This is a genomic window from Vibrio diabolicus (assembly GCF_011801455.1).
Lineage (GTDB): Bacteria > Pseudomonadota > Gammaproteobacteria > Enterobacterales > Vibrionaceae > Vibrio > Vibrio diabolicus.
In genome coordinates, this window is the sequence record NZ_CP042452.1 from 453529 (window position 1) to 475574 (window position 22046).

At 44.5% G+C, this 22046-nt stretch carries 19 protein-coding genes; 7 read left to right on the plus strand and 12 right to left on the minus strand.

The genetic code is table 11. The features are described 5' to 3' along the window. Window positions 1-58: 58 nt before the first annotated feature. The 6 genes from FR741_RS17520 to FR741_RS17545 form a co-directional block, all read right to left on the minus strand. Window positions 59-1336: a cytosine deaminase gene (locus FR741_RS17520; protein ID WP_167427321.1), complete on the minus strand. Its 1278-nt coding sequence runs from the start codon at window positions 1334-1336 to the stop codon at window positions 59-61. 9 nt (window positions 1337-1345) lie between these two features. Then, complete coding sequence (gene codB, locus FR741_RS17525; RefSeq protein WP_167427322.1) at window positions 1346-2584, minus strand: cytosine permease; 1239 nt, start codon at window positions 2582-2584, stop codon at window positions 1346-1348. Window positions 2585-3388: 804 nt separating this feature from the next. After that, entirely contained in the window at window positions 3389-4735 is a 1347-nt protein-coding gene (locus FR741_RS17530) for a magnesium transporter (RefSeq protein ID WP_005396363.1), read from the minus strand. 112 nt (window positions 4736-4847) lie between these two features. Continuing rightward, window positions 4848-6170 (minus strand): ABC1 kinase family protein, encoded by a 1323-nt coding sequence (locus FR741_RS17535; RefSeq protein WP_167427323.1) that lies wholly within the window; start codon window positions 6168-6170, stop codon window positions 4848-4850. Window positions 6171-6268: 98 nt separating this feature from the next. Beyond that, window positions 6269-7492: an HlyD family secretion protein gene (locus FR741_RS17540; protein ID WP_167427324.1), complete on the minus strand. Its 1224-nt coding sequence runs from the start codon at window positions 7490-7492 to the stop codon at window positions 6269-6271. Next, window positions 7492-7818 (minus strand): MFS transporter, encoded by a 327-nt coding sequence (locus FR741_RS17545; protein WP_017635162.1) that lies wholly within the window; start codon window positions 7816-7818, stop codon window positions 7492-7494. Before FR741_RS17545 ends, FR741_RS17540 begins: the two co-directional genes overlap by 1 nt. Window positions 7819-7925: 107 nt before the next feature. Between FR741_RS17545 and FR741_RS17550 the strand changes: the two genes are divergently transcribed. Beyond that, window positions 7926-8927, plus strand: a complete 1002-nt coding sequence (locus FR741_RS17550; RefSeq protein WP_167427325.1) for an AraC family transcriptional regulator — start codon at window positions 7926-7928, stop codon at window positions 8925-8927. Window positions 8928-9012: 85 nt separating this feature from the next. Here the strand turns inward: FR741_RS17550 and FR741_RS17555 are convergent, their stop codons facing one another. After that, the gene (locus FR741_RS17555) at window positions 9013-9702 is read right to left on the minus strand and encodes a VV20781 family protein (protein ID WP_041853146.1); all 690 of its coding nucleotides are present in this window, start codon (window positions 9700-9702) and stop codon (window positions 9013-9015) included. 12 nt (window positions 9703-9714) lie between these two features. Beyond that, window positions 9715-11256 (minus strand): hypothetical protein, encoded by a 1542-nt coding sequence (locus FR741_RS17560; protein WP_167427326.1) that lies wholly within the window; start codon window positions 11254-11256, stop codon window positions 9715-9717. A 365-nt stretch (window positions 11257-11621) separates the two neighbouring features. Between FR741_RS17560 and FR741_RS17565 the strand changes: the two genes are divergently transcribed. Further along, a complete protein-coding gene (locus FR741_RS17565; RefSeq protein ID WP_025546713.1) occupies window positions 11622-12314 on the plus strand; it encodes a response regulator transcription factor in 693 nt (230 codons plus the stop codon). 3 nt (window positions 12315-12317) lie between these two features. After that, on the plus strand, window positions 12318-13640 hold the full coding sequence (locus FR741_RS17570; RefSeq protein WP_167427327.1) for an ATP-binding protein: 1323 nt from the start codon (window positions 12318-12320) through the stop codon (window positions 13638-13640). Here the strand turns inward: FR741_RS17570 and FR741_RS17575 are convergent. Continuing rightward, window positions 13621-14277: a pyridoxamine 5'-phosphate oxidase family protein gene (locus FR741_RS17575; protein WP_006741174.1), complete on the minus strand. Its 657-nt coding sequence runs from the start codon at window positions 14275-14277 to the stop codon at window positions 13621-13623. The genes FR741_RS17570 and FR741_RS17575 overlap by 20 nt on opposite strands. Window positions 14278-14377: 100 nt before the next feature. Here FR741_RS17575 and pdxR point away from each other — a divergent pair, with 100 nt between their 5' ends. Further along, window positions 14378-15823 carry a MocR-like pyridoxine biosynthesis transcription factor PdxR gene (pdxR, locus tag FR741_RS17580; RefSeq protein WP_167427328.1) on the plus strand — a complete coding sequence of 482 codons (1446 nt, stop codon included), beginning with the start codon at window positions 14378-14380 and terminating at the stop codon, window positions 15821-15823. Here the strand turns inward: pdxR and yjeH are convergent, their stop codons facing one another. Beyond that, entirely contained in the window at window positions 15824-17086 is a 1263-nt protein-coding gene (yjeH, locus tag FR741_RS17585; RefSeq protein WP_006741172.1) for an L-methionine/branched-chain amino acid transporter, read from the minus strand. A gap of 327 nt (window positions 17087-17413) precedes the next feature. On the opposite strand from yjeH, the gene FR741_RS17590 reads away from it, so the two are divergent. From FR741_RS17590 to FR741_RS17600, 3 genes are all read left to right on the plus strand, one after another. Further along, window positions 17414-17869, plus strand: a complete 456-nt coding sequence (locus tag FR741_RS17590) for an Lrp/AsnC family transcriptional regulator (protein WP_005396378.1) — start codon at window positions 17414-17416, stop codon at window positions 17867-17869. A gap of 42 nt (window positions 17870-17911) precedes the next feature. Continuing rightward, window positions 17912-18826 carry a LysR family transcriptional regulator gene (locus FR741_RS17595; protein ID WP_167427329.1) on the plus strand — a complete coding sequence of 305 codons (915 nt, stop codon included), beginning with the start codon at window positions 17912-17914 and terminating at the stop codon, window positions 18824-18826. A gap of 95 nt (window positions 18827-18921) precedes the next feature. Then, the gene (locus tag FR741_RS17600) at window positions 18922-19536 is read left to right on the plus strand and encodes a LysE family translocator (protein WP_167427330.1); all 615 of its coding nucleotides are present in this window, start codon (window positions 18922-18924) and stop codon (window positions 19534-19536) included. Between the two features lie 146 nt (window positions 19537-19682). On the opposite strand, the gene FR741_RS17605 is transcribed toward FR741_RS17600, so the two are convergent. Together FR741_RS17605 and FR741_RS17610 are read right to left on the minus strand one after the other, a co-directional pair. Next, a complete protein-coding gene (locus FR741_RS17605; RefSeq protein WP_005397748.1) occupies window positions 19683-19904 on the minus strand; it encodes a hypothetical protein in 222 nt (73 codons plus the stop codon). 239 nt (window positions 19905-20143) lie between these two features. Beyond that, the gene (locus tag FR741_RS17610) at window positions 20144-21577 is read right to left on the minus strand and encodes a glyceraldehyde-3-phosphate dehydrogenase (RefSeq protein WP_006741169.1); all 1434 of its coding nucleotides are present in this window, start codon (window positions 21575-21577) and stop codon (window positions 20144-20146) included. Window positions 21578-22046: the final 469 nt, after the last annotated feature.

The following is a 22046-nucleotide window of genomic DNA, read 5'->3' on the forward strand; positions in this document are numbered from 1 at the left end:
AAAGGGCCTGATGATTTCGTCAGACCCTTTTTCGTTTTAGTCGGTATTTTTACGAACCTTAGCGCTTGAACGTCACTTGCTCTGCTTGTTCAAGATGAATATGAGTCGTCGCAGGTTGCGTTTCTGCAATGACTTTACCGTGACGAACCGAGTAGCGCACAGTCACTTGGCGACGTACTGCATCAAAGCCATTTTCAGCTGGAAGAATCAGAAGACTACCTGATTTGCCTTCTTCAATTCCGTAATTGTCTTGAATGTTCAATGTGCGCGCTGAATTGGTGCTGATCAGATCCAGTGAGTTGTTGATTTGGTCGTAACCCATCACCTGACACACGTGCAGACCCATATGCAGCACTTGCAGCATGTTTGCAGTGCCTAGTGGGTACCAAGGGTCAAATACATCATCGTGTCCAAAGCAGACGTTGATGTTGGCATTCAGCATCTCTTTCACTCGTGTTACGCCGCGACGTTTTGGGTAATCATCAAAACGGCCTTGTAAGTGAATGTTCACCAATGGATTTGCCACGAAGTTGATACCGGACATGCGTAATAAACGGAACAGGCGAGATGCGTATGCACCGTTGTAGGAACCCATCGCTGTGGTGTGACTGGCCGTGACTTTATTCCCCATATCAAACTTGTGCGCTAATGCTGCCAGTGTTTCAACGAAGCGAGATTGTTCGTCATCGATTTCATCACAATGCACGTCGATCAGGCGGTCGTATTTTTGCGCTAACTCGAATACGTAGTGCAGTGATTCAATGCCATATTCGCGTGTGAATTCAAAGTGTGGAATCGCGCCAATCACGTCCGCCCCCAATTTGACGGCTTCTTCTAGCAGCTCTTTGCCATTTGGGTAAGAGAGAATACCTTCCTGCGGGAAGGCGACGATTTGGATATCTACCCACTCTTTCATCTCTTTACGCACTTCTACCATCGCTTTTAGGGCAATTAGGGTAGGGTCTGAAACGTCTACGTGAGTACGAACGTGTTGTACACCGTTTGCGATCTGCCATTTTAAGGTTTGTTTTGCGCGCGTTTTCACGTCTTCAATCGACAGCATTTCTTTGCGCTCAGCCCAACGTTCAATACCCTCAAACAATGTGCCAGAGATGTTCCAGCTTGGCTCGCCTGCGGTTTGCGTTGTGTCTAAGTGGATGTGCGGCTCGCAGAAAGGCGCCACCGCCATGCCGCCTTCAGCATCGATGGTGTCACCGTTATGATTAAGCTCCACATCGTTGCTTTCAATGCGCTTGAATTGACCATCTTCAATCAAAATTTGCTGCAGACCTTCTTGTCCTTTTAGCGTTACGTTTTTGATCAGTAGTGTTGTCATGATGGTTCCTTACGCTGGCTGTGTAGCCAGTGCTTTTTTGTTAAGAATAGGATTAAGAATCAGGAAGCTAATTGCGCCGCCAAGTACAGCGTTAATCGGCACTACGCCAGGCAGGAAGTGTCCCGCACCAACGCCAATCACGACAGCGATAATGCCAGCCCAGTTTACGCTTTGGAACTGGGTGGCTTCAAAGTTTGCGTAGCGTTTACGGTTCGTGAAGAAGTCAGCGATGATCACGCCGCCAATCGGTGGAATTGCCAACGATAAGAAGGTCAGCCAGCCAACAAAGTTATTGTAGAGCCAGAGAGCGCAGAGTGTGCCAACAAGCCCGTTCGCCATCGAGATGTATTTACTTGGTAAGCCTGTGATGTTGGAAAATCCAAGACCCGATGCGTAGAGCGCGTTGTCGTTAGTCGTCCAAATGTTTAATCCAAGTACGATGATGGCGGGAATTAATAAGCCTTGCGCAATCATCACTTCAGAGATGTCTGATTGACCAGTCACGGATGCACCTGCCGCGCCAAAGATAAACATTAACGAGTTACCGATGAAAAATGCCACCATGGTGATCATCACGGCGCTGCGCGGCTTTTTGCCAAAGCGCACGAAATCTGCCGTTAATGTACCAGCACTGACAAAAGAGCCAACAACCATCGCGAGAGCTATTGAAAAATCGAGTGGCTCGGTTGGTTGAACTTGTTGTAGTTCGCTAATACCGCCAACGCTATTTACTGCCTCAATGACAGAGTAACCGCCAAGTAGCGCAATGGCAGGAACGGCGATTGCTGACAGCACCATCAGTGCGGAGATGCCAAAGTAAACGGTCGCGGTCATGAGCAAACCGGAGACGAGGATCAACGTGTTGGTATCGATGCCCGTTGCTTTATGCACCGGAATCGCAAACATCGCGACACCAACTCCAAACCACCCAACTTGAGTTCCGCCAAGAAGAGCGGAAGGAAGCCAAGATCCTTTAGAACCAAAAGAGAAACGAGCAAGAAGGTGAGTCGAGAGACCAGTAGAAGCGCCGATGTAACCGAGGAAAGAAGTGTAAATACCGAGGATTAGGTTACCGATGAGAACAGCGAGGAAAAAATCATTAAAGGAGAGCCCAGTACCGAGAGAACCCCCTGTCCACATACTTGCGGAGAAAAAAGTGAGTCCTAACATCACCATGGTTAGTGATGCCACGCCTTTTCTGGCCGTGTTGGGAACTGGTCCAAGACTGTAGTTATTGTCTCCAGCCATTATTACCTCCGCACATTGAAATATTAAATTATAGCACCTGGTTTTCAGGCAAACGGCGCGTATTATCGTGATGTAAATTTAATAGTCAATGATAAAATTGCAATTTAAACGTTTGCTGGATTTTTGGTGTCTATTTTTTCTTTTAATAACAATGGTTTGATTTTTAAATTGTAAAAGTGAAAAGTTTATTTTTACGTATTTTCCATGACTTATAGACAGGTTTTCTATGTGAAATGAGTGTTTTGAATTGCCATTTGTTTTTATGGATTAAATTTATCTATAACTCTGGATTGTTCAGTCGATTTCTATGAAAAGAAAACGATTTCATGATGAGATTTTTGGTTTGGACGTTATTTGTTCTTTTTGGTGTGTGTTTTCTTGGTTTTATTTTATGTAGGTGATTTATTTTTGTTGAAGCTGGCATTTCTAATGGTTTAGTGGGCGAATATTTGAATTTTATAAACAGTAAACAATCTGTTGTGGGCAAGAAAAGTACAACCGAGCTCGGTCAGAGGATAAGAGAGCAGTAGCCACATAAAAAAATAGCCAACCGCAAAGAGTGCGATTGGCTTATATACATGTGAACAAAATCAAGTTCACTAACAACGTCAGTTGGCTAGGTGACCCTCGGCTTAAGAAGGGTCGATTTATATAATGCAGTTACTGTGCCAACTTTAATATGCCCTAAAATACGTAGTTTCTGTGACATGCGTTGCTTAAAGTTTGAGTTTGTTTGCAATTTGCAACTGCGTTATGCAATTTGACTCTATTATGCTAATGATTGATTAATAAACAGTGGACTTTTTAGAGCATGACTAAACTCGCCGTTCCCAAAAAGGCGAAGAAACCAACCACATCTGTCACTGTTGTTAGAATCACCGAGCCAGCCAAAGCAGGGTCCAATTTAAACTTATCCAAAATAATGGGTATCAACACACCAAATAAAGCCGCGGTAATAATGTTGACGATAATGGCCAGCGCGATGGTTCCGCCTAAAACTGGCGATTGGAACCACAATCCGGCTAACCCGCCGATGATTAGCGCCCAAGCAATGCCGTTCAGTGAGCCTATGCCCAACTCATTTTTTAAGAATTTGAATCGGTTACCTGGGGTAATCTGATTAAGCGCCATCGCACGAACCATTAGAGTCAGGGTTTGGCTGCCTGCAATGCCACCCATCGATGCAACAATTGGCATTAGTACGGCCAAAGCAACCACTTGAGCAATCACGTCTTCAAATAGCCCGATAGTGACAGACGCTAAAATTGCAGTCAGCAAATTGATGCCCAGCCACACGCCGCGTTTTTGCGAGCTTTTTAATACTGGCGCAAACAAGTCATCGCCTTCATCCATACCAGTACCGGCCATTAAGCGCGCTTCGTAGATTTCACGTTGCGTACTTAATGCAAATTGCCAATCGACTTCACCAATCAGAGTTTGGTCTGCATCGGTCACAGGCAGAGCGGGCAGTGTGCTGTGCTCTAATGCTTCTACCGCTTCGGGAAGCATCATCTTACTGTCTAGCACCGTCACCGCTTCAATAACGAGTGTTTTTAAGCGAGTATCAGGATCACTACGTAAAATTTCGTAGTAATTGACAGTCCCTCGATACTGTTTATTACGGTTGATCAGGTAGACCTGTTGAGGTGTGTCGTAGCTATAGCGCTCCATTAACTGCTTAGCCGTTCCAATCGTAATATTAAAGGGCAGGGTGATGATTTTACGCTCAGCCCAGTGGCCGAGTTCTTCATCTTCATATTCGTTTGCCTGATCGTAAAGCTCTAACTCATCTTTTTCGATTAACGCGAGCGCTTCGTTGATGATCGACTCAGGCAACGAATCCGCCCATTCGATCAGCGATAAGTTATCAAGTTTAGCGAGGGTGAGTTTTAGCTCGACTTCAGATAATGCATTGATGATAGAAAAACGTACGTCGGCACGCATTTCCGTTAACACGTCGATATGCAGTTCTAGTGGCAAAGCTCGCCATAAGCGAACACGATCATCGATTGGAAAGGCTTCCAGAATTAGGGCGACTGCGCCAGGTTCGAGACCCGCTTCAATAGATTCATTGAGCGTTGCGACTTGATCCGCTTCTTCGGCTTGGCCAATTTGCTGGATTAGAGTGGAGAGATCTTGAAACTTGCTCACCGAGTACCCCGATAGTTAATTCGTTTTATGGAAGTATGGCATGTTATTGAGATGCACAACTATGCATCTTAGCCTTGCTCAAGGTACTTGAAAGTAACAGAAAAACAATAGGCTATTCGCTGTTGATAGTGAGATATGGCTGTACCAATTGGTGAATGTTCACTTTTGCGCCAATTCTCGCTGCGAGCAAATACATGCCACCAATTTTACGATGTAAAAATAGGGCATCGGCAGGTGGGGTATGCCAGTACTCTTGTTCCATGCTCAAAATAGTGCCAGCTTCGCGAAGTTTTTGCGCTAAGCCACTGGCTTTAAAATCATATGGCTCATCAACTAACATGGGTTCACATGCCATTTTTACTAAATCGAGAATCGCTTGGCGCTGGTCAGGTAGGATGGTTTGGCTGAAGAAGCCAATTTGTTCAAGCGCGTCATTCAAGCCTTGTTCGTCATTATTCACGACGGACGCAAAGGCTTGGCGATAGCCTGCACTGAATCGTTCGCTGTATTCGCGAGTTGCACCGAAATCTAACAAGCCGATTTGGCGAGTACTTTCAATGTACAAGTAATTGGCGAAGTTAGGGTCGGTTTGCACCATCTTGAATTCGAACAGCTCTCTGAACAGCAATTCGAGCAAACTGTGCATGACAAAATCTCGCGTACTTTGATCATAATGTTCGATGTGTTCAATGGGTACGCCGTCAATAAACTCCATGGCGAGAACGGAGTCTGAGCAACTTTCAGTGTGAATCTTTGGTACGACAAAATGAGGATGCTCCTTCAAAGCATCATGGTAACGAATCGCAAATTGCGCTTCTCGGGTGTAATCGGCTTCATCATGCAGTTGCTTTTTGGCTTCTTCTAGTAGCCCTTTGTAGTCGACGGACTCCGGAATCAACCCAACTACTTTGAGCAATGTACCGACATTATCGACGTCGCTATCGATGCTTTTTCGAATGCCCGGATATTGCACTTTGACGGCTAGGTTATCGCCCGCATCGCTGTAGGCTTGATGCACTTGTCCTATTGATGCACTGGCGATTGGTTTGAAGTTAAATGATAGAAACTCAGCTTTCCAACTCGTTCCTAGCGAACTTTCCATGACTCCGTTCAGTTGCTTTGCAGGCATTGGGTCTGCGTTGGAGCGAAGGCGGGAGAGAATATCGGCGAGTTCAGGTTCTAAAACATCACCAGCATCCATTGAGAGCATTTGACCAAGCTTCATTGCAGCGCCACGTAGGTGAGCAAGTTGGTCTGTCAACCGTGCGATGTTTTGTGGCGTCAGCAAGAGGTCTTTCGCTTTTGGTTTATTGCCTTTGGCGATTTGTTTCGTGCCTTCTGCAATCACATTGCCTGCGACACGGGTAGCAAGTGAAGCGAACTTGCTGAACCTTGAGATACGATGGGTAGGTAGGCTTCTTTCCTTTGCCGACATGAATCTTCTCCGCTGTTTACTAACTAATTGTTATACGGGAAAAGGATGTGTTTGGATACAAATGAAAAAACCGCCAGCGAAACTGGCGGTTTGTGAGTTTAGATGGAGTAGAAGAAGTACAGCTGAGACTTCATTCGAATGATGATCCCGCGAATCACATCTAAGAAGGCCATGAAGCCTATCGGTTTTTCACCGCTGACCCATGCGAGGCCAACAGAGCCAACAGGAATGTCGTAGCCTTCTGGCTCATCAATCTTAAGACGAACAAAGTGGTGTTTGTTCTGTAAATTCTTTCCAGTGGTGATACTTACGGAATCATCGAAACCCAGCAGATTACCTTGTGACTCACCTGTTGCTTCAACAATGCCTTCGACGGTCGCTGAGAAGATCTTACCTGGGTAAACGGACGAAGAGAATTCCGCTGGCTGACCCGGTTTGATGTTACGAATCGCCTGGTGGTTGACTCGCATCAGCACATACTTCTCGTTAGTGTACATGTTGATACGCGGCATCATCGATACACGCTGACCTTCACGCAGGATAAAGTTGGTGACAAAGCCATCTGTTGGGGCATGAACTTTTGTGCTATTCAAATCCCATTGCGCTTTTGCAATTTGCTCTTCAGCTTGGCGCAGTTCGGCTTGTTTGGTTTCAACTGCAAGTTCCGCTTTATGAATCGTCAGTTTTGCACGGGAAATATCGACTTGTTTCTTCTTAATTTGAGACTCAAGGGTAAACACGTTGTGACGTGCCATATCAACCGCACTCGATTGTTTGTCGATGTCGCTTTCCGTGATGGTGTTTTGCACCACTCGGTTTTGCTCAACATAACGATCTAGCATCTTTTTCTGCAATTTGTAGTCAACTTTCGCCGCTTCCAATTGGCTCTTTGATGTTTCTAGATCTTGCACCAATGCTTGATGATTCGCTTCTTCAATCTCGATGTCGCCTTTTGCCGTAGCTAATGCGACTCGTGCAGAATCGGCGGATACGTTCGCCTGATTTAATGCGATTTCGTATTGCGTTGGGTTAAGTTCATAAATGAGCTGACCCTCTTTAACTTGCTGATTTGGCTTAATGTAAATGTGGTCAACTTTACCTTTTACATTGGTTGAATCTGGACGCAATTGGATGTGTGGTGACTGCACGACAGAACCACCGGATAAATCCATCGGGGTGAAATTAATCAAACCTACCCATACGAACATTAGCCAACTCAAACCGCCAAGATAAGCGAACGATTTGGTTGCTTTGTTCCAAGGCATGCCAACCAAACGCAATAGATAGATGAAGAGTGCCCATACCGCTAAACCTTCTAACATTATGCTTCCTCTTTTGGCTGTGTTTCTGTTTGCGGTTTACTTTTCCATGTATCACGCAGATTGATGATGGCTTTTTCCATATCAACAAATGCAAAGATCACGGCTAGCACCCAAACCCAGTGCCAGACAAACCCTATCCAGGTCAGCGCAGTGATGAGCCCTATCTGATGATGGTCTTTGCTGTGTGCTTTATTGATAGGTAATTCATGGATTTTCCAAAAGCCGTAACACGCGCCCGCGACACTCGCGATTAAAACGACAGCAGCGACAACATGTAACGCCGTATCTGCGCCTGTACCGACAAATGGGACACTCAGTAAACTCATTAAACACTCCTCTATCAAACGGTTGGCGTATTGTGATCTGGATTTGATTTAGGTCTTTCTTTGTGACAGATTCAATCAATAGGGGATTAAATTTGATGTGATTGGTAATGAAGACGGTTCGATTTATTCGCGCGATGGGCATTCTAAACATGCATAACCTCGCGTTATCTAAATATAATTTGGGCTCGGATGAACTGGGGATTCCGTCGTCGGTATTTCACAACCCAATGACACTGATCCCGCTAAAAGCCGTCGCAGAATGGTATCGTTGTGTTGAACAAGCCAGTGGTGACCCGGATGTGGTATTGAGTCTCAGCCGAGGTATTGAACTGCAAAAGCTTGGACCTGTGGGACGCTGGCTATTTTCTGGGAATGATTTAGCCAGCGCGATTCGACGCGTTAATTATGGTGCGAGTAACTTACAATCTGGGGCGTTTTTTGCTGGCGAACAGTCGGGTAAAATCATCAAATGGACTTACCACAACCCGTTTATAGAAACGTCAGTAAAGGTGCACGATAGTATCCGTTGTGCGGTATTTATGATTAAAGTGCTACGCGAATTTCTTGGTAAAGACTATCAGCCTTTGCGCGTGAAGGTTTCAGGGTCGAGAAAAAATACTGAACCATACCGAGAATATTTCGGCTGCGAGGTGGAATGGAGTCAGCCAAAAACAGAAATATGGATCCCGGGAGATGACCGATTAGCTTCTCGACAAGTGAGCCATCGCGAAGACAGCCGTCTAGCGATGAGTTTTTCCGATTTGGATGATTTGCTTAATATGCCCGACCCAGAAGATGAGTTGAAAGTGATTTATGAAGTGGTGAACTACAGCAGTCATTATGGATTGCCAACGTTAGAGCGCGTTTCTTCTCTGCTTGATTTATCTGAACAGCAGTTTCAACGTCGTTTGCACAAATTAGGCCTCAACTTCTCGATGGTATCCGGCTATGTATTGAGTAATGTTGCGGCTGGGTTATTGAGTAAGCGCGTGAGTATTGATGACATAGCCATGCGCCTTGGTTACACCAATGTGGCGAGCTTCAATCGTATGTTTAAGAAACATCGTGGATTAACGCCCAAGCAGTATGCGGGAAGATTAGAAAAGTAATGCTTCACTTGTCTTTATGAAAACAAGCAATAAAAGCCCTCAAGGTAGAGGGCTTTGCTATTTTTGGTGTTGTTTAATGTAATGGCTATTTCTTAGGGCGCCAGCTTAGTGCACTTGCAACAGCGCCGATGGCAATCACATCCTTTTTTTGTTCACTAAGTTCTGGGAGCATTTGTACCGCAATGGTACCGTTCGTCTGTACAGCGGCAATTTCTTGTGTGCCTTCCTTAAAGCTATAACCCAATGGAATGTCTACCGCCATCATGGCGTCGGGACTAGTATGTACGGTTTCTACATTAAAGTGGGTGCTGCCGATACGCACTACGCCAGTCTCTTTTTTCTCGAAGCTGATGTCGATGAGAGCGGATTTTGGCTCCATAGCAAATTCTCCCACTTTGACGCCATCTTGGGTGATATCACAGGTGTAAGGATCATTCCCACCAAAATCGACGCCCATGTAGTTAACCGACATACCGCCTCCAGAGCAGCTCAGAAGCCAAGTTTCCCCGTTGTCGATACGAGTAACTTCTGCGCCCATCGTACCTTCTTTGAAAGAGATATGGTTAAACCAACTTGAGTTAGAAGCACTGCGTGAATAGTTGCCTTTGTACTTACCAGCAAAATCAAAATGACCATCTGCACCGAATCCCCAAAAATCTCCGTCGGTTTTGATCAGCATTTCTGGTTGTGCTTTTACGGCATCAGTACGATCCATGACAGCTAGGCCACCACAACCTACAAGGAGTAGGGGAGCGAATAGAGTAAGTTTCTTCATGTTTTTCATCGTTTATAGCTCGGTTACATCTAAGATTTGGTCGGTGAATTGGATCTTTTGAATGTCGTACAACTCATCCGAGCCTGTACTCGGGCACTTAACAGAAACGCTCTTTGCTTTGATAACAGTACATTCTGCCAGTTTGTGTGGCACGATATAGGTGTTGATACCACCTTCACCATAAATGCTGTTGTCTTTGCTGTTGCCTTCAAAGGTATTGTTTTGGTCATTACCGATGACATTCATTGCGTCGTCGCCAATGACCTTCACTCTTGTCAGCCACTGAGATTTGTAGGTGTATGCTTCTATCAAGCCGTCTTTGTTGGGAGCCATACGGAAGGTAGGCACTGTGCCTGGATTTGTCTTTTCTGTGTAAAGTTTGACGCCCGCAGAGTCGATGTTCGCGGTGTATTGCAAGTATCCGTGGAATAAGCCGCTGATCCAATCAACGGCTTGTGGATCTTGAGTTTGCATTTCTTCACGTGTTAACGCTTGGTAGCCATCTAAACCTTGTCCGTTTGCTTTTGCTACACCCATGTAAGCTTCAAAAGCGGCAGCAAAGTATTCGTGAGAATATGAAGGGCCCGTTTGTTTAACACTTTCAGGATCGAAGTCGTCCGATTTCCAATCGTCCCAGTCATACTGAGTTGGGCGCCACACCGTCGGTTTGCCCGCTTGAATATCGTTATAGATTTTTAACGCATGAGCTTGAATGTCATTTTGCAGTGCCGCAGTCCCCGTGTTAGGTGCAATACCTTGCGCTTGGACCAAGTGTAAAATTTCTTCAAAAGCGGCGTCTCGTTCGGCTTTTTTACCAAGATTGGCACAGTAATCGGCAAAATTACTCATGTAATGGCAATCGCCTTCAACTGTCAGTTCTCGATACATCAGAGATTGGCTGTTCCTTAGCCAGTTTGGTGTTTCTTTACTATTTACTAATGTTGCCACGATAGATGTGACAAGTGTATCCATATCTTCTTCGTTAAGTACCATCATGCTTACAACAAACTTTTCTAGAGAACTCGTATCAAAAGAGTGTGCTAAGCCCGAGTTTGTCACTGCATCGTTCAGTTTGTCTTGGCGAATCAGTTCGTTGATAAAGATTTTGGTTAGCATCTCATCATTCTGTTCGTCGTTTTCGGTCAGCATTAGTGTGGCATCACGCTCGGCTAATGTCTTAGCGATACGAGACTTGTCAGCGCCGTACTTAGAGTCTGGTTGGTTTGTGAGAAGGTGTTGTATGATTTTGGCTGCACGAAAGATTTTTTCATTATTCGCACCGTCATCAACAGCCACAATGTGAAATGTATCATTGTTATTTGCTTCAGAAAGGGAGATTTTCACATAGTGGGTGAAGCCCGCATCAGCAGCCACTTTTAACTTGGCTGGAAACTCTGTAGAAACGATAGTTGGGATTGTGACAGTGCTCAATGTTGGCGCTGGTGGTGTTGGAGGTGTCGTTGTCGATGGTTTCGAATTAGATTCACTGCCGCCGCAAGCAGTTAGACTTATCGCGCAAAATATGGCTAAAGGTGTTAATTGGGAATATCTCATTTCATGTTACTCGTAGACTTTATTAGGGCAAGAAACTTAGAAGCAACATAAAGTCCTGTCTATATAAGCAAACCAAGTCATATATATCGATATTGTTTTTTAGTAAGGACTATCATTCGATATATTTAAAAATATAGTGGATTTTTATTCCAAATTTTATTTTTATGTGAAGCTATATTCTGCTAATGAATAAAACATCAGGTTATTGCATGGTTTTAGGGGCGTAGAATGATTAGGATTATCGTATATGTATGGTTTGTAAGCGTATGTAAGCCCGCTTTTTATTAAAATTATCATTTAAGTGGGTTGCGCAGTATAGGACGAGCGATATACTCCCTCCATCATATTGGTGGAGTAAATGATTCATGGTGGGCAATACAATCTTACTGGTAGAAGACGACTCTGAGATTGCTCGATTAACCAAAATGTACCTCGAAGCCGAAGGCTATACAGTAACCGTTATCGACAACGGTCAAAATGCATTAGAAACGATTCACGGACTCAATCCGGACCTAGTGCTGTTAGATTTGATGTTGCCGGGAAAAAATGGCGCAGAAATATGCCAAGAGGCACGTAAATTTTATCATGGGATTATCATTGTTTTGACTGCAACCGATGATGAAATGAGCGAGGTGAGCTTATTTAAGTTCGGTGCTGATGATTACCTTACCAAACCGATAAAAGGCAACATCCTTCTCGCCCGTATTGAAGCGGCGTTGCGTCGCTATCGTCGTCAAGTTGATACCGTTGAAGAAGAAAAGCTGAGCCGATATGGCATTAGCCTTTGTCTTCGTCGCTCCCAAGCATTTTATTTGCAAAAAGATATTGGTTTGACGAGTTCTGAGTTTGAAATTCTAGAGCTCCTGATGCTGAATGTCGATAAACCAGTATCTCGTGAATCATGTTGCCGTCTTGCCAGAGGCATTGAATACTGCATTACTGATCGTTCGATTGATATGCGTATATCCTCACTAAGGAAGAAATTCTCTAAGGCTCATATCCATACTGCTACCATTAAGACCATACGTCACCACGGCTATATGCTGACAGGTAAATGACGCATGTTTTCCCTGTTTACTCGTCTATATGTGGGGTTAGTTACTGGCCTTGCGCTGACTGTTGCTTTGTTTCTCTTTATGGGGGAAGAGTACATGCGCAAAACAGAAGTCGGTGTTTTTTTGAGTGATGGTGCTTATTTTGTCGATCAATACATTGAGCAACGAGGCACTCCGGATTCTCTCTATAAGAAGTTAACCGAAAACGGCAAGCAAGATTTCTTTATCTTTGATTTAACATTGGTTGAAAACTGGGACGGATCACCGCCTTGTCGAGATTGTAAGCTGCTGTACCGAATGCAAGGGATACCTGTTTATCTTATTGATGGCAGTACCTATGCCGCGGTATTCCCTTTACCTAACACCTCGAAGAATTTAGTTTTCAAAGAAAAAACGGATTTCTTTAGCCCAGATGTTGATTGGAATGAAGATTCTGAGATTGTATTTATACTGACTCTACTTTTGGTTGTTGTGTGCAGTTTAGGCATTATGGTTTACATACCTGTACGACGTCTTGACCGCCAAATTCGACAACTAACGGCTGCACAACAACAATTTGGTTATGGTGAGTTGAATACGCGAGTCGATCTAAAGCAATTTTCGCAACCCGTGAAAGAGCTCGCCCAAGGCTTCAACAACATGTCTGAAGAGATTGAGAGACGAGTACGTCAAACACACATCTTTACTCAAGCTATTCCTCATGAAGTGCGCACTCCGCTGAGTCGTATTCAGCTAGCGACGGATTTAGCTAGGCGCACGAGTGGTGAAATGCAGGCAGAGTTGCACGATGATATTGAACGATACGTTGATGTAGTGACGGATTTAACGTCCGACATTGTCATGCTGTCTCGCTTGAGTGTGAAAAACCATTCTTTGAGCGATTCTGTTGAAACCATGGAACTGCCTCTTTGGTGTAAAAGCCGCATGAATTACCTAGGCTTAGAGTCCGCCATGTTGAGAGCAGAAAATGAACTCGCGAACCAATTGATTCACTTTCAGCCTACTTTGGGTAACCTCGTCCTCGATAATTTATTGCAAAACGCCAAGCGTTACGGTGAATCCTGCGTTGAGGTGACGATTCGAATGGTAGCGGATTGCTGGAGCATCGATATTGAGGACGATGGTCCGGGCATCCCTGAATCGATGCGAGAAGAAGTATTTATGCCATTTTCGCGTTTAGACAAAAGCCGCAACGCCGACGTGAAAGGCTTTGGTTTAGGGCTTGCCATCGCTACCAGTGCAGCGAGGCAATTAGGTTGGGAACTTTCTGTCGGCGAGAGTCACTTAGGCGGCGCACGTTTTACGGTGCTTATTCCTGCCAACGATTAGAGTAGGCACTGCGGTAGTCTGGTTCAGCGATACCTTCATACAAATCTTCACAAGCTTGCAGTGGACCTACGACAGTTCGGTAGGGTAGGACACCTGCCCAAACAGGAATGTCCATGTCTTCCGCATCGTCGTTGACGCCAAAATTGCTGATTTTCACAGATGCCTCTGTGAGTGGGATACGCAGCAGCATGGTGGCTTTGAGCTCTTTTTCATTGCTCAAACGGACTTGTTTTGTTCTCCCTGGAGCGATCTGTTCGATAAAGTGATTCAACAACCTGTCTTTCTCTTGGTTATCCTCCACCATCTCAAACTGGCCAAAGACCACGGCGCTACGATAATGCGCACTGTGGTGAAATGCACTTCGAGCCAATACCCAACCATCAAGCAAAGTAAAGGTTAAGCACGTTTGCACTCCTTGTTTGAGTGAGCGTAACAGTCGACTGTTGTTGGCACCATGGATATACACGTAATCATCGACACGCCATGCCAGCATAGGGATGACCACAGGGCCTGACTCGTTGGTTATCGCAATATGAGCGATTAGGCTTTCATCTATGATGGCGTGCAGTTTGCTAACATCAGAGACGGCTTTATGTGCGCCTTTCTTAATTTCCGTTCTATTGGTGTTGGATAGCATTTTCTCTCCTTGTTTGCTCACGATTACGAGCGATTGATCCTCATTCTTTGATTGCAATGTAGCGTTTAACTGGTAGCTTAAAGAGAGCCACTTTTAACTAATGGATGGATCCAGTTTGTCTTTGATTGATATCGGTGACCTGCATTTAAAAGACAGTGATGGAACGCGTCAGCAAGCGTTGTTTTTTGCTATTCGCAAGAAAATTGTTCAAGGATTGTGGGTGAAGAATGGGAAGTTGCCTTCTACGCGGAAGCTTTCACAAGCGCTTAATCTAAGTAGGAATACCGTGATTTCTGCTTACGAGCAGTTAGTGGCGGAAGGTTACTTGAACAGCCAAAAAGGTTCGGGTTTTTATGTTGCCGTAGAACTGCCGGAGCAGTACTTGCCTGAACCTAATTCAGTTCAGAGAGACTCATCACCGAAAACCAACTTTGACATCAACCGCGCATTTGCACCGGGTGTGCCGGATTTGGACGCATTTCCGATGGCGCAATGGCAAAAGTTACTTGCTCGCCACATGTCCCGCCCCTGCTTGTTGGGGAATCAAGATATTCAGGGTAGTTGGGCATTGCGCAGTGCTTTAGCTGACTACCTCGCATCAAGTCGCTCAGTGAATTGTTCTCCAGAGCGCATTATTATTACCTCTGGGGCACAGCAAGCGTTGTCAATCGCGACGATGGTAGCTCTAAAACAAGGTGATAAGGTTTTGATGGAGCAACCGGGTTACGCGCAAATGCGGAAGTTGATTCAGTTCCAAAACTATCAATTTGAGCCTTTGTTCGTAAGAGAGAAATTAGGTTTTGATGTGGAAGCTGTGACCTCAAGCGATGCCGATGCGCTGTATATCACACCAAGTAATCAATATCCGATGGGTACCACACTCAATACCGAGCAAAGAGGAAAGATCATCAACTGGGCGGTCGAACAATCAAGTTGGATAATCGAGGATGATTATGACAGCGAATTTCAGTTTGCTCATCGTCCCTACACCAGCTTACAGGGGCTAGCCGCTCAAATGGGTCGAGATGATCGTGTGTTGTATGTGGGTTCCTTCAGTAAAGTAATGTTTAACGGATTGCGGCTTGGCTACCTTGTGGTTCCTGAACGTTTAGTAGAGCAATGTTTGGTGGTTAAAGATGCGTTAAGTGGTGATTCACCGACGCACACTCAAGAAGCGTTGGCAGATTTTATTACTGAAGGTGGGTTATTACGTCATATTCGAAAAATGCGTCGACTGTACAAAACTAAGCATGAACAGATGCATTTATCCATTCAACAGCATTTTGGCGACAGTGTTTGCGTCGTTAGCCAAGCGGCGGGGCTTCATATTACGTTGAAATGGCAAAACGGTATGGATGAGCTGCGTTTTACAAAACTGGCAGAACATGAAGGGATCATCTTGCGACCTTTGAGCTATTATGAACATCCAGGTTTCCGAGCACGTCACTGGCATGGTGCCGTGCTTGGTTACGGTAATATCGCGTTAGAGAACATAGACGCTGGTATCCAACGTTTAGCCCAAATTTTTCGACATGGGAAGCGGTGACTATTCAACTGCGCGTGTTTGTCGTTTATGTCGCCACTGTTTCCAAGGCAGTAAAAGTAGAGTGAAAATGCCAAGTGCATAAAACATTGACCAGCCTAAACATATAAAAACACCGGTACAAAGCAGTAGAGAAAGTCCCGCAAGCGCTTTACCAAACCCACGAAGCAATTTATAAGCGGCTAACATCGCCAACATGTAAACCAAAACGAATACACTATTTGCTAGTTTTAGGAAAAACTCCAGATCGAGCTGCGATAGCGTTCCTATCACGCAAGATATTAGCAGTACGCCGCCAACTAATAAGGTGGCTGAGAAAGGGACACCACGACGCGAAATCTTGGCTAGTGGGCTGTAAGGACGATGTTCCCGAGCTTGAGCCCAGACCATTCGCGCTAGGCTCTGTGTGTATAAGTTAACGCTCGCGAAACAAGCGGAGAATCCGATCAAACTGATTATCCATTTGGCCCCATCGCCAAGTAGTTGAGCACTCAACCATGGAATCGATGCATTATCGAATTGAGCATTACCATATGCACCAAACTTTAAAATAACAACAGAGCAAGCCCAGTACGTAGCTCCCGCTACAAAACAACCGACAATAATGGCAATAGGGAAATCTCTTTGAGGGTTTTTGAATTCTTCCCCCATATGAGCAAAAGCCTCTATGCCAACAAAACACCAGAACATCACGCCAAGCGCTGCGGTAATAGGCCAAATTGACTCTTGTGTGATAGCTGGCATCACGAGATCGGCGCTGTTAACGTCACCTTTCCATAAAAATGTGCCAACGAGCGCAAAGACACTCAAAGCAATAAGAGTTTGTAAATGACCTGATGACTTAGTGCCCATCAAGTTGACGAACACAAGAAGTAATACCGTTAGAATTTGTGCAAACAGATTATTGCTAATAGGCTCTGGCAATATTTGCTGTAGAAAGCCTGCGGCGAGTGCAATCGCGGCCGGAACCCCTACCGGAATGACACTAACAAATAGCCAAGCTACACTACTTTCCAGCTTGGCGTTAAATGCTTTACGCACAAAAAATGCGGTTCCGCCCGCGTTGGGATATCGCTTGCCTAGCTGGGCAAAAGTCAGCGCAATAGGACAAATGGCGATGAATAATAAAATCCAGGCCCATAGTGAAAAATGACCCGCTATGCCTGCTGCAATGGCTGGTATCATAAAAAGCCCCGTTCCCATTAATGTTGTGGATAGTTGGGCGATACCGGATGTGAGTGAAATGTCTTTTTTGAGCTGTTCCATGCTAATTGATTCATCCAATGTTGTAGAGCTTATGACGAAAACGCTTGTGGCTTCTAATTATCTCATTTATTGGAGTTTAATGAGCCCGCTAGTGCGCTGAGTGCATAAGAAGCGTATTTGATTTCAATGCGTTATCGCTCTTTTATTTGAATGGATAACGGTGCTCATCTCATGCTTACCAAATAGCATATCCAAAATCTTAATAACAAAATGATTTACTGAACCGTCAATATGACGGTTGTTTTAAATATTTCCAACAAAATGTTGGTTTCTTATGCAGTTAGAATCGGTATAGAATGAGAAAAATAAGGAAAGCTTGGTAAGTATATGGACAAGTTTGATCACAAGATTGTGGATCTTCTCCGACACAACGCTCGGCTGTCGGTGACTGAAATTGCGGATAAAGTGAACCTTTCTCGTTCTGCGGTGACTGCTCGTATTCGTAAGCTAGAACATGACAAAGTGATTCTCGGGTATCACGCTGAAATTGCCTCTTCAGGCGGGGACTCGATTTGTGCTTATTTTGCTCTAAAGTTCGATAAATCTACATCCACGTATTATTGCGAATCATATGCCGACGAACTATACAAAATCGATGGCGTAAAATGGTGCCATGCAATCAGTGGTGAAACGGATATGATGGTTTTTGTCGAAGTACCTACGATGACTCGTTTGAACGAAATCAGAGATCAAATTCAACGTTACCCAGAGCTAAGGCACCTCATGACTCATACCGTTTTAGCTGAGTTCTTTAATACGACTGGCAACCAGTTTGTGAAATAAGCATCATGGGTGCCATTATTTATTAAACCTTCTTGAGCCGGTATGTTAAACAACATCAATTTGAATCTACTTAGGTCCTTGCATGTACTTTTAGAAGAGTGTCATGTCAGCCGAACTGCAGAACGTTTGCACATTACTCAGTCTGCGGTTAGCCGACAGCTTGCACAATTGCGCGATCTGTGTGGTGACCCACTGCTTATTCGTCAAGGTAATCAGCTGATACCAACCCCGCGAGCAATAGCATTAAAATCAAAGCTTGATGCGTTACTGGCTGAGTTTGACCATTTACTCGATGACAAACCTTTTGAGCCGCAACTGTGGCAAGGCGAGCTGGTTATAGCCTCAAGCGATTACGTGGCACAATACGTTTTGCCCGATATTGCATCTCACTTGGGTGAACAAGCACCACAATTGGATTTGGCGTATCGACTGTGGCAGCTAGATTTTATCGATAAGCTTCACGAGTTAGGAATCCACCTTGCTTCTTCTATGTATCCCACTCAGCCTGAAGGTGTATCTAGCATCAATATTGGTTCTGATAAGTCAGTTTGTTTGATGAAGGCGTCTCACCCTTTAGCTGGTAAGGCTTCGATTTCTGTAGAGGACCTCATTAGTCATTCGCATATTCAAGTGACGGGTGGGGGAGACAAAGACTCAAGTACCGATATGGCACTAAAAGACAGGGGGCTGATGCGTCATGTTACCTTTAAAGTGCCTTTTTTCTCTGCGGCGGTAAATCGTTTGATCTCAAGTGAGCACTTAATGGTAGTTCCGGAGCACATTGCAAATAATTTGGCCAAGCACTGGCCTTTGGTTCATAAAGCGCTTCCTTTTGAGACACCTACCCATGAATATTGGCTGATGTGGCATCCTAAATACGACAATGATCCAGCTCATCAGTGGGTGCGAGAGCAAATCCACGCGGTGATGAAAATATCGGAATACTCCATTCATTAGGTTATGATTTTAAATCATGACTTTTATGCGAAACTTTGATTTCAAATTATAGCTCTTCAATTGATAGATTGAGTTCAAATGGAGAGAGGTTATTTATGACACTAACAGTTTGGTTATCACTTTTTACCGTGTGTTTACTCGGTGCTATGTCACCTGGGCCTAGCCTAGCGATTGTGGCAAAACATGCCTTGGCTGGTGGACGCATCAATGGTTTGGCAACGGCTTGGGCACACGCTTTTGGAATTGGCATTTATGCGTTTATTACGCTGATTGGCCTCGCTGTTGTTTTGCAGCAAAGCCCGATGTTGTTCAAGACGATCAGCCTTGCAGGCGCGGCATATCTTGCATATTTAGGGTTCAATGCGCTGCGTTCGAAAGGCGGTGTGGCGGCGAAGTTGGAGTCAGGCGAAGAAACAACGGTAAGCCAGTCTGCTCGAGAAGGTTTTTTTATCTCGATTTTAAGCCCCAAAATTGCCTTGTTTTTTATCGCACTATTTAGTCAGTTTGTAGCGCTAGGTAATGATTTGAGCAATCAAATGATCATTGTGGCTACACCATTTGTTGTGGACGGGCTTTGGTATACCTTTATCACCCTAGTGTTATCAAGCTCTAAAGTGGTGGACAGAATTCGTTCTAAAGCAGTGTTAATTGATCGTTTGTCAGGGATTGTTCTCATGCTATTGGCATTTCGAGTGGTCGTAACCGTATAAATTTGCCAAGACAACAAAATATTAAAGGCAGCCCGGATGGCTGCCTTTTTTGTAAAAAAGCACCCTGCCATTGTAAAAGACAGGGTGAAAGCAAGAAGTTTCTCAGGAGCAGTCGGGGGAGAGAAACTTATATAAATTCTATTTACTTATCGGCGAACCTCTTCGAACTCACCTTCAATAGCATCGGCTTTACCAGTATTGAATTCATACTCTTCATGCATTTCTTTCTGCATTTTCTTCACGCGCTTCTCAATACGCTTGCCTGTAATTAACGCTGCGATGGTCAACGGAATCGCAATGATCAAGCTAAATACTAATGTAAAAAAGCCCGTAATCAGTGCTAGTGCGGTAACAATAATCCGATTCATAATCATGACCTCTCTGTAATTCATGTGTTCAGATTAATGCTGTGAACATGAACAAAACATGAATGATAGTCTTTACTTTGTCCGGAGAGTGTCAAATGAGCGAAATGAAAAAACGCCTGAGGGTGATCAGGCGTATAAACGGGGAAAATATTAGTAATGCGCTTCGCGCTTATTATTTAGAACAAATATGAGATATTGTCCGTTACGCTATGTGGTTAACGTTGTGGAGCAAAGTTCACCTATCGAGGGAATGTTTGGTAACGAACACCCATCATTTGTTCCATACAGTGCACAACTTGGCAGCTGTAACCGAATTCGTTGTCGTACCAGATGTAAAGTACGCAACGTTTGTCTTGTGCGATAGTCGCTTGACCATCCACGACGCCTGCATGGCGAGAACCAACTAAGTCAGTTGATACAATTTCTGTTGAATCGGTGTAGTCAATCTGTGCCGAAAGCTCAGAGTTCAACGCCATTTCACGCAAGTAATCGTTCAGTGAATCACGGTCTACGTCTTCACCTAAGTTTAGGTTAGCGACTGCCATCGAAACGTTTGGTGTCGGTACGCGAATTGCGTTACCTGTTAGCTTACCAGCTAGCTCTGGCAGTGCTTTTGCTACTGCTTTAGCTGCGCCAGTTGAAGTTAGAACCATGTTCAGAGAAGCACTACGTCCACGGCGGTCACCAGAGTGGAAATTGTCGATCAAGTTTTGGTCGTTTGTGTATGAGTGCACGGTTTCGATGTGACCAGAAAGGACACCATATTTATCATTCAGCGCTTTAAGAACCGGCGTGATTGCGTTTGTGGTACAGCTCGCTGCAGAGATGATGGTGTCATCTTCTTGAATAACTGATTCATTTACACCGAATACAACGTTTTTGATGTCACCTTTACCTGGTGCCGTTAGCAGCACTTTCTCTGCACCTTGACACGCTAAGTGTTGGCTTAGACCTTCAGAATCACGCCAAACACCTGTGTTATCAACAACAAGCGCGTTGTTAATACCGTAAGCAGAGTAGTCCACTTCGCTTGGATTGTTTGCGTAGATGATTTGGATGTAGTTACCGTTAACGATCAGAGCTTTACGTTCCTCATCGATCACGATGCTACCGTTGAACTGACCGTGGACTGAGTCACGACGCAGTAAGCTAGCACGCTTCTCTAAATCGCCTTTTTTACCGCCACGAACCACAATCGCTCGTAGTCGTAGTGGGTAACCTGGGCCACTTTTCTCGATCAGAAGGCGAGTTAGTAGTCGACCAATGCGACCAAAACCATAAAGAACTACATCACGCGCTTTCAATGAAGAGTCTGCATCGCGTGCGCCATCGAGTGCAGTGATAAGGAAATCATTTAGAGATGCAGTATCGTCATGCTCATTCCAGTACTTAGTTGCCAATTGGCCAACATCGACACGACACGAAGAAATGCTCATTTCACATAGCGCTTGAATGATAGGCATCGTGTGCTCAAGTGAGAGTGGGCTGCCTGTATAACGTCTTGCAACGCGATGAGTTTTGAGAATGTCTATAGTAGTAGCATTGATAAGCGTTTTACCAAACAGAACCACTTCGATTCCTTTTTGACGATATAGCTTACCAATTAGAGGGGAAATAGATTCAGCAATCGTTTGGCTAGTTTGCCAGTCTTGGAGATATTTCTCTGGACTCATTGTTGTATTAGACCTTTCACGTTTTGGGGGCTAACCATACTCTCTGCTGTTGCCTCTTCGGCAGCGTGCAAGAGTGTGGTGGGTTATGTAATCGGGTTGTAATAGTTATGTGTGCGGATTCTAAGGTCGGAGCCCTTATTCTGCTAGGAAAATTAAATCCAGTGTAAAACACTAGTTAAGGTCGTGTTAGTGGTGAATTAATGTGACTAAAGCGGTGGTTTTCACGTATTGACATTTAAAAAGTCATCCACTTTTTTCGCGATGATAATGTGTGTTTTCAAATTAGTTTTGTTGTCACTGTTAATTCGTTTGCATTTTTGTGTGATTTGTCTCGATAAGGCAACGAAATAGGTGAACATATGGTTTGGAATTTTATGAAAAGTGATGTGCATCTTAGGTATGAGTGAAACTTCACTGTTTGTACTCAGCTTGAAGATCAAAAAGTATGATTCGAGTCACAATTACCATT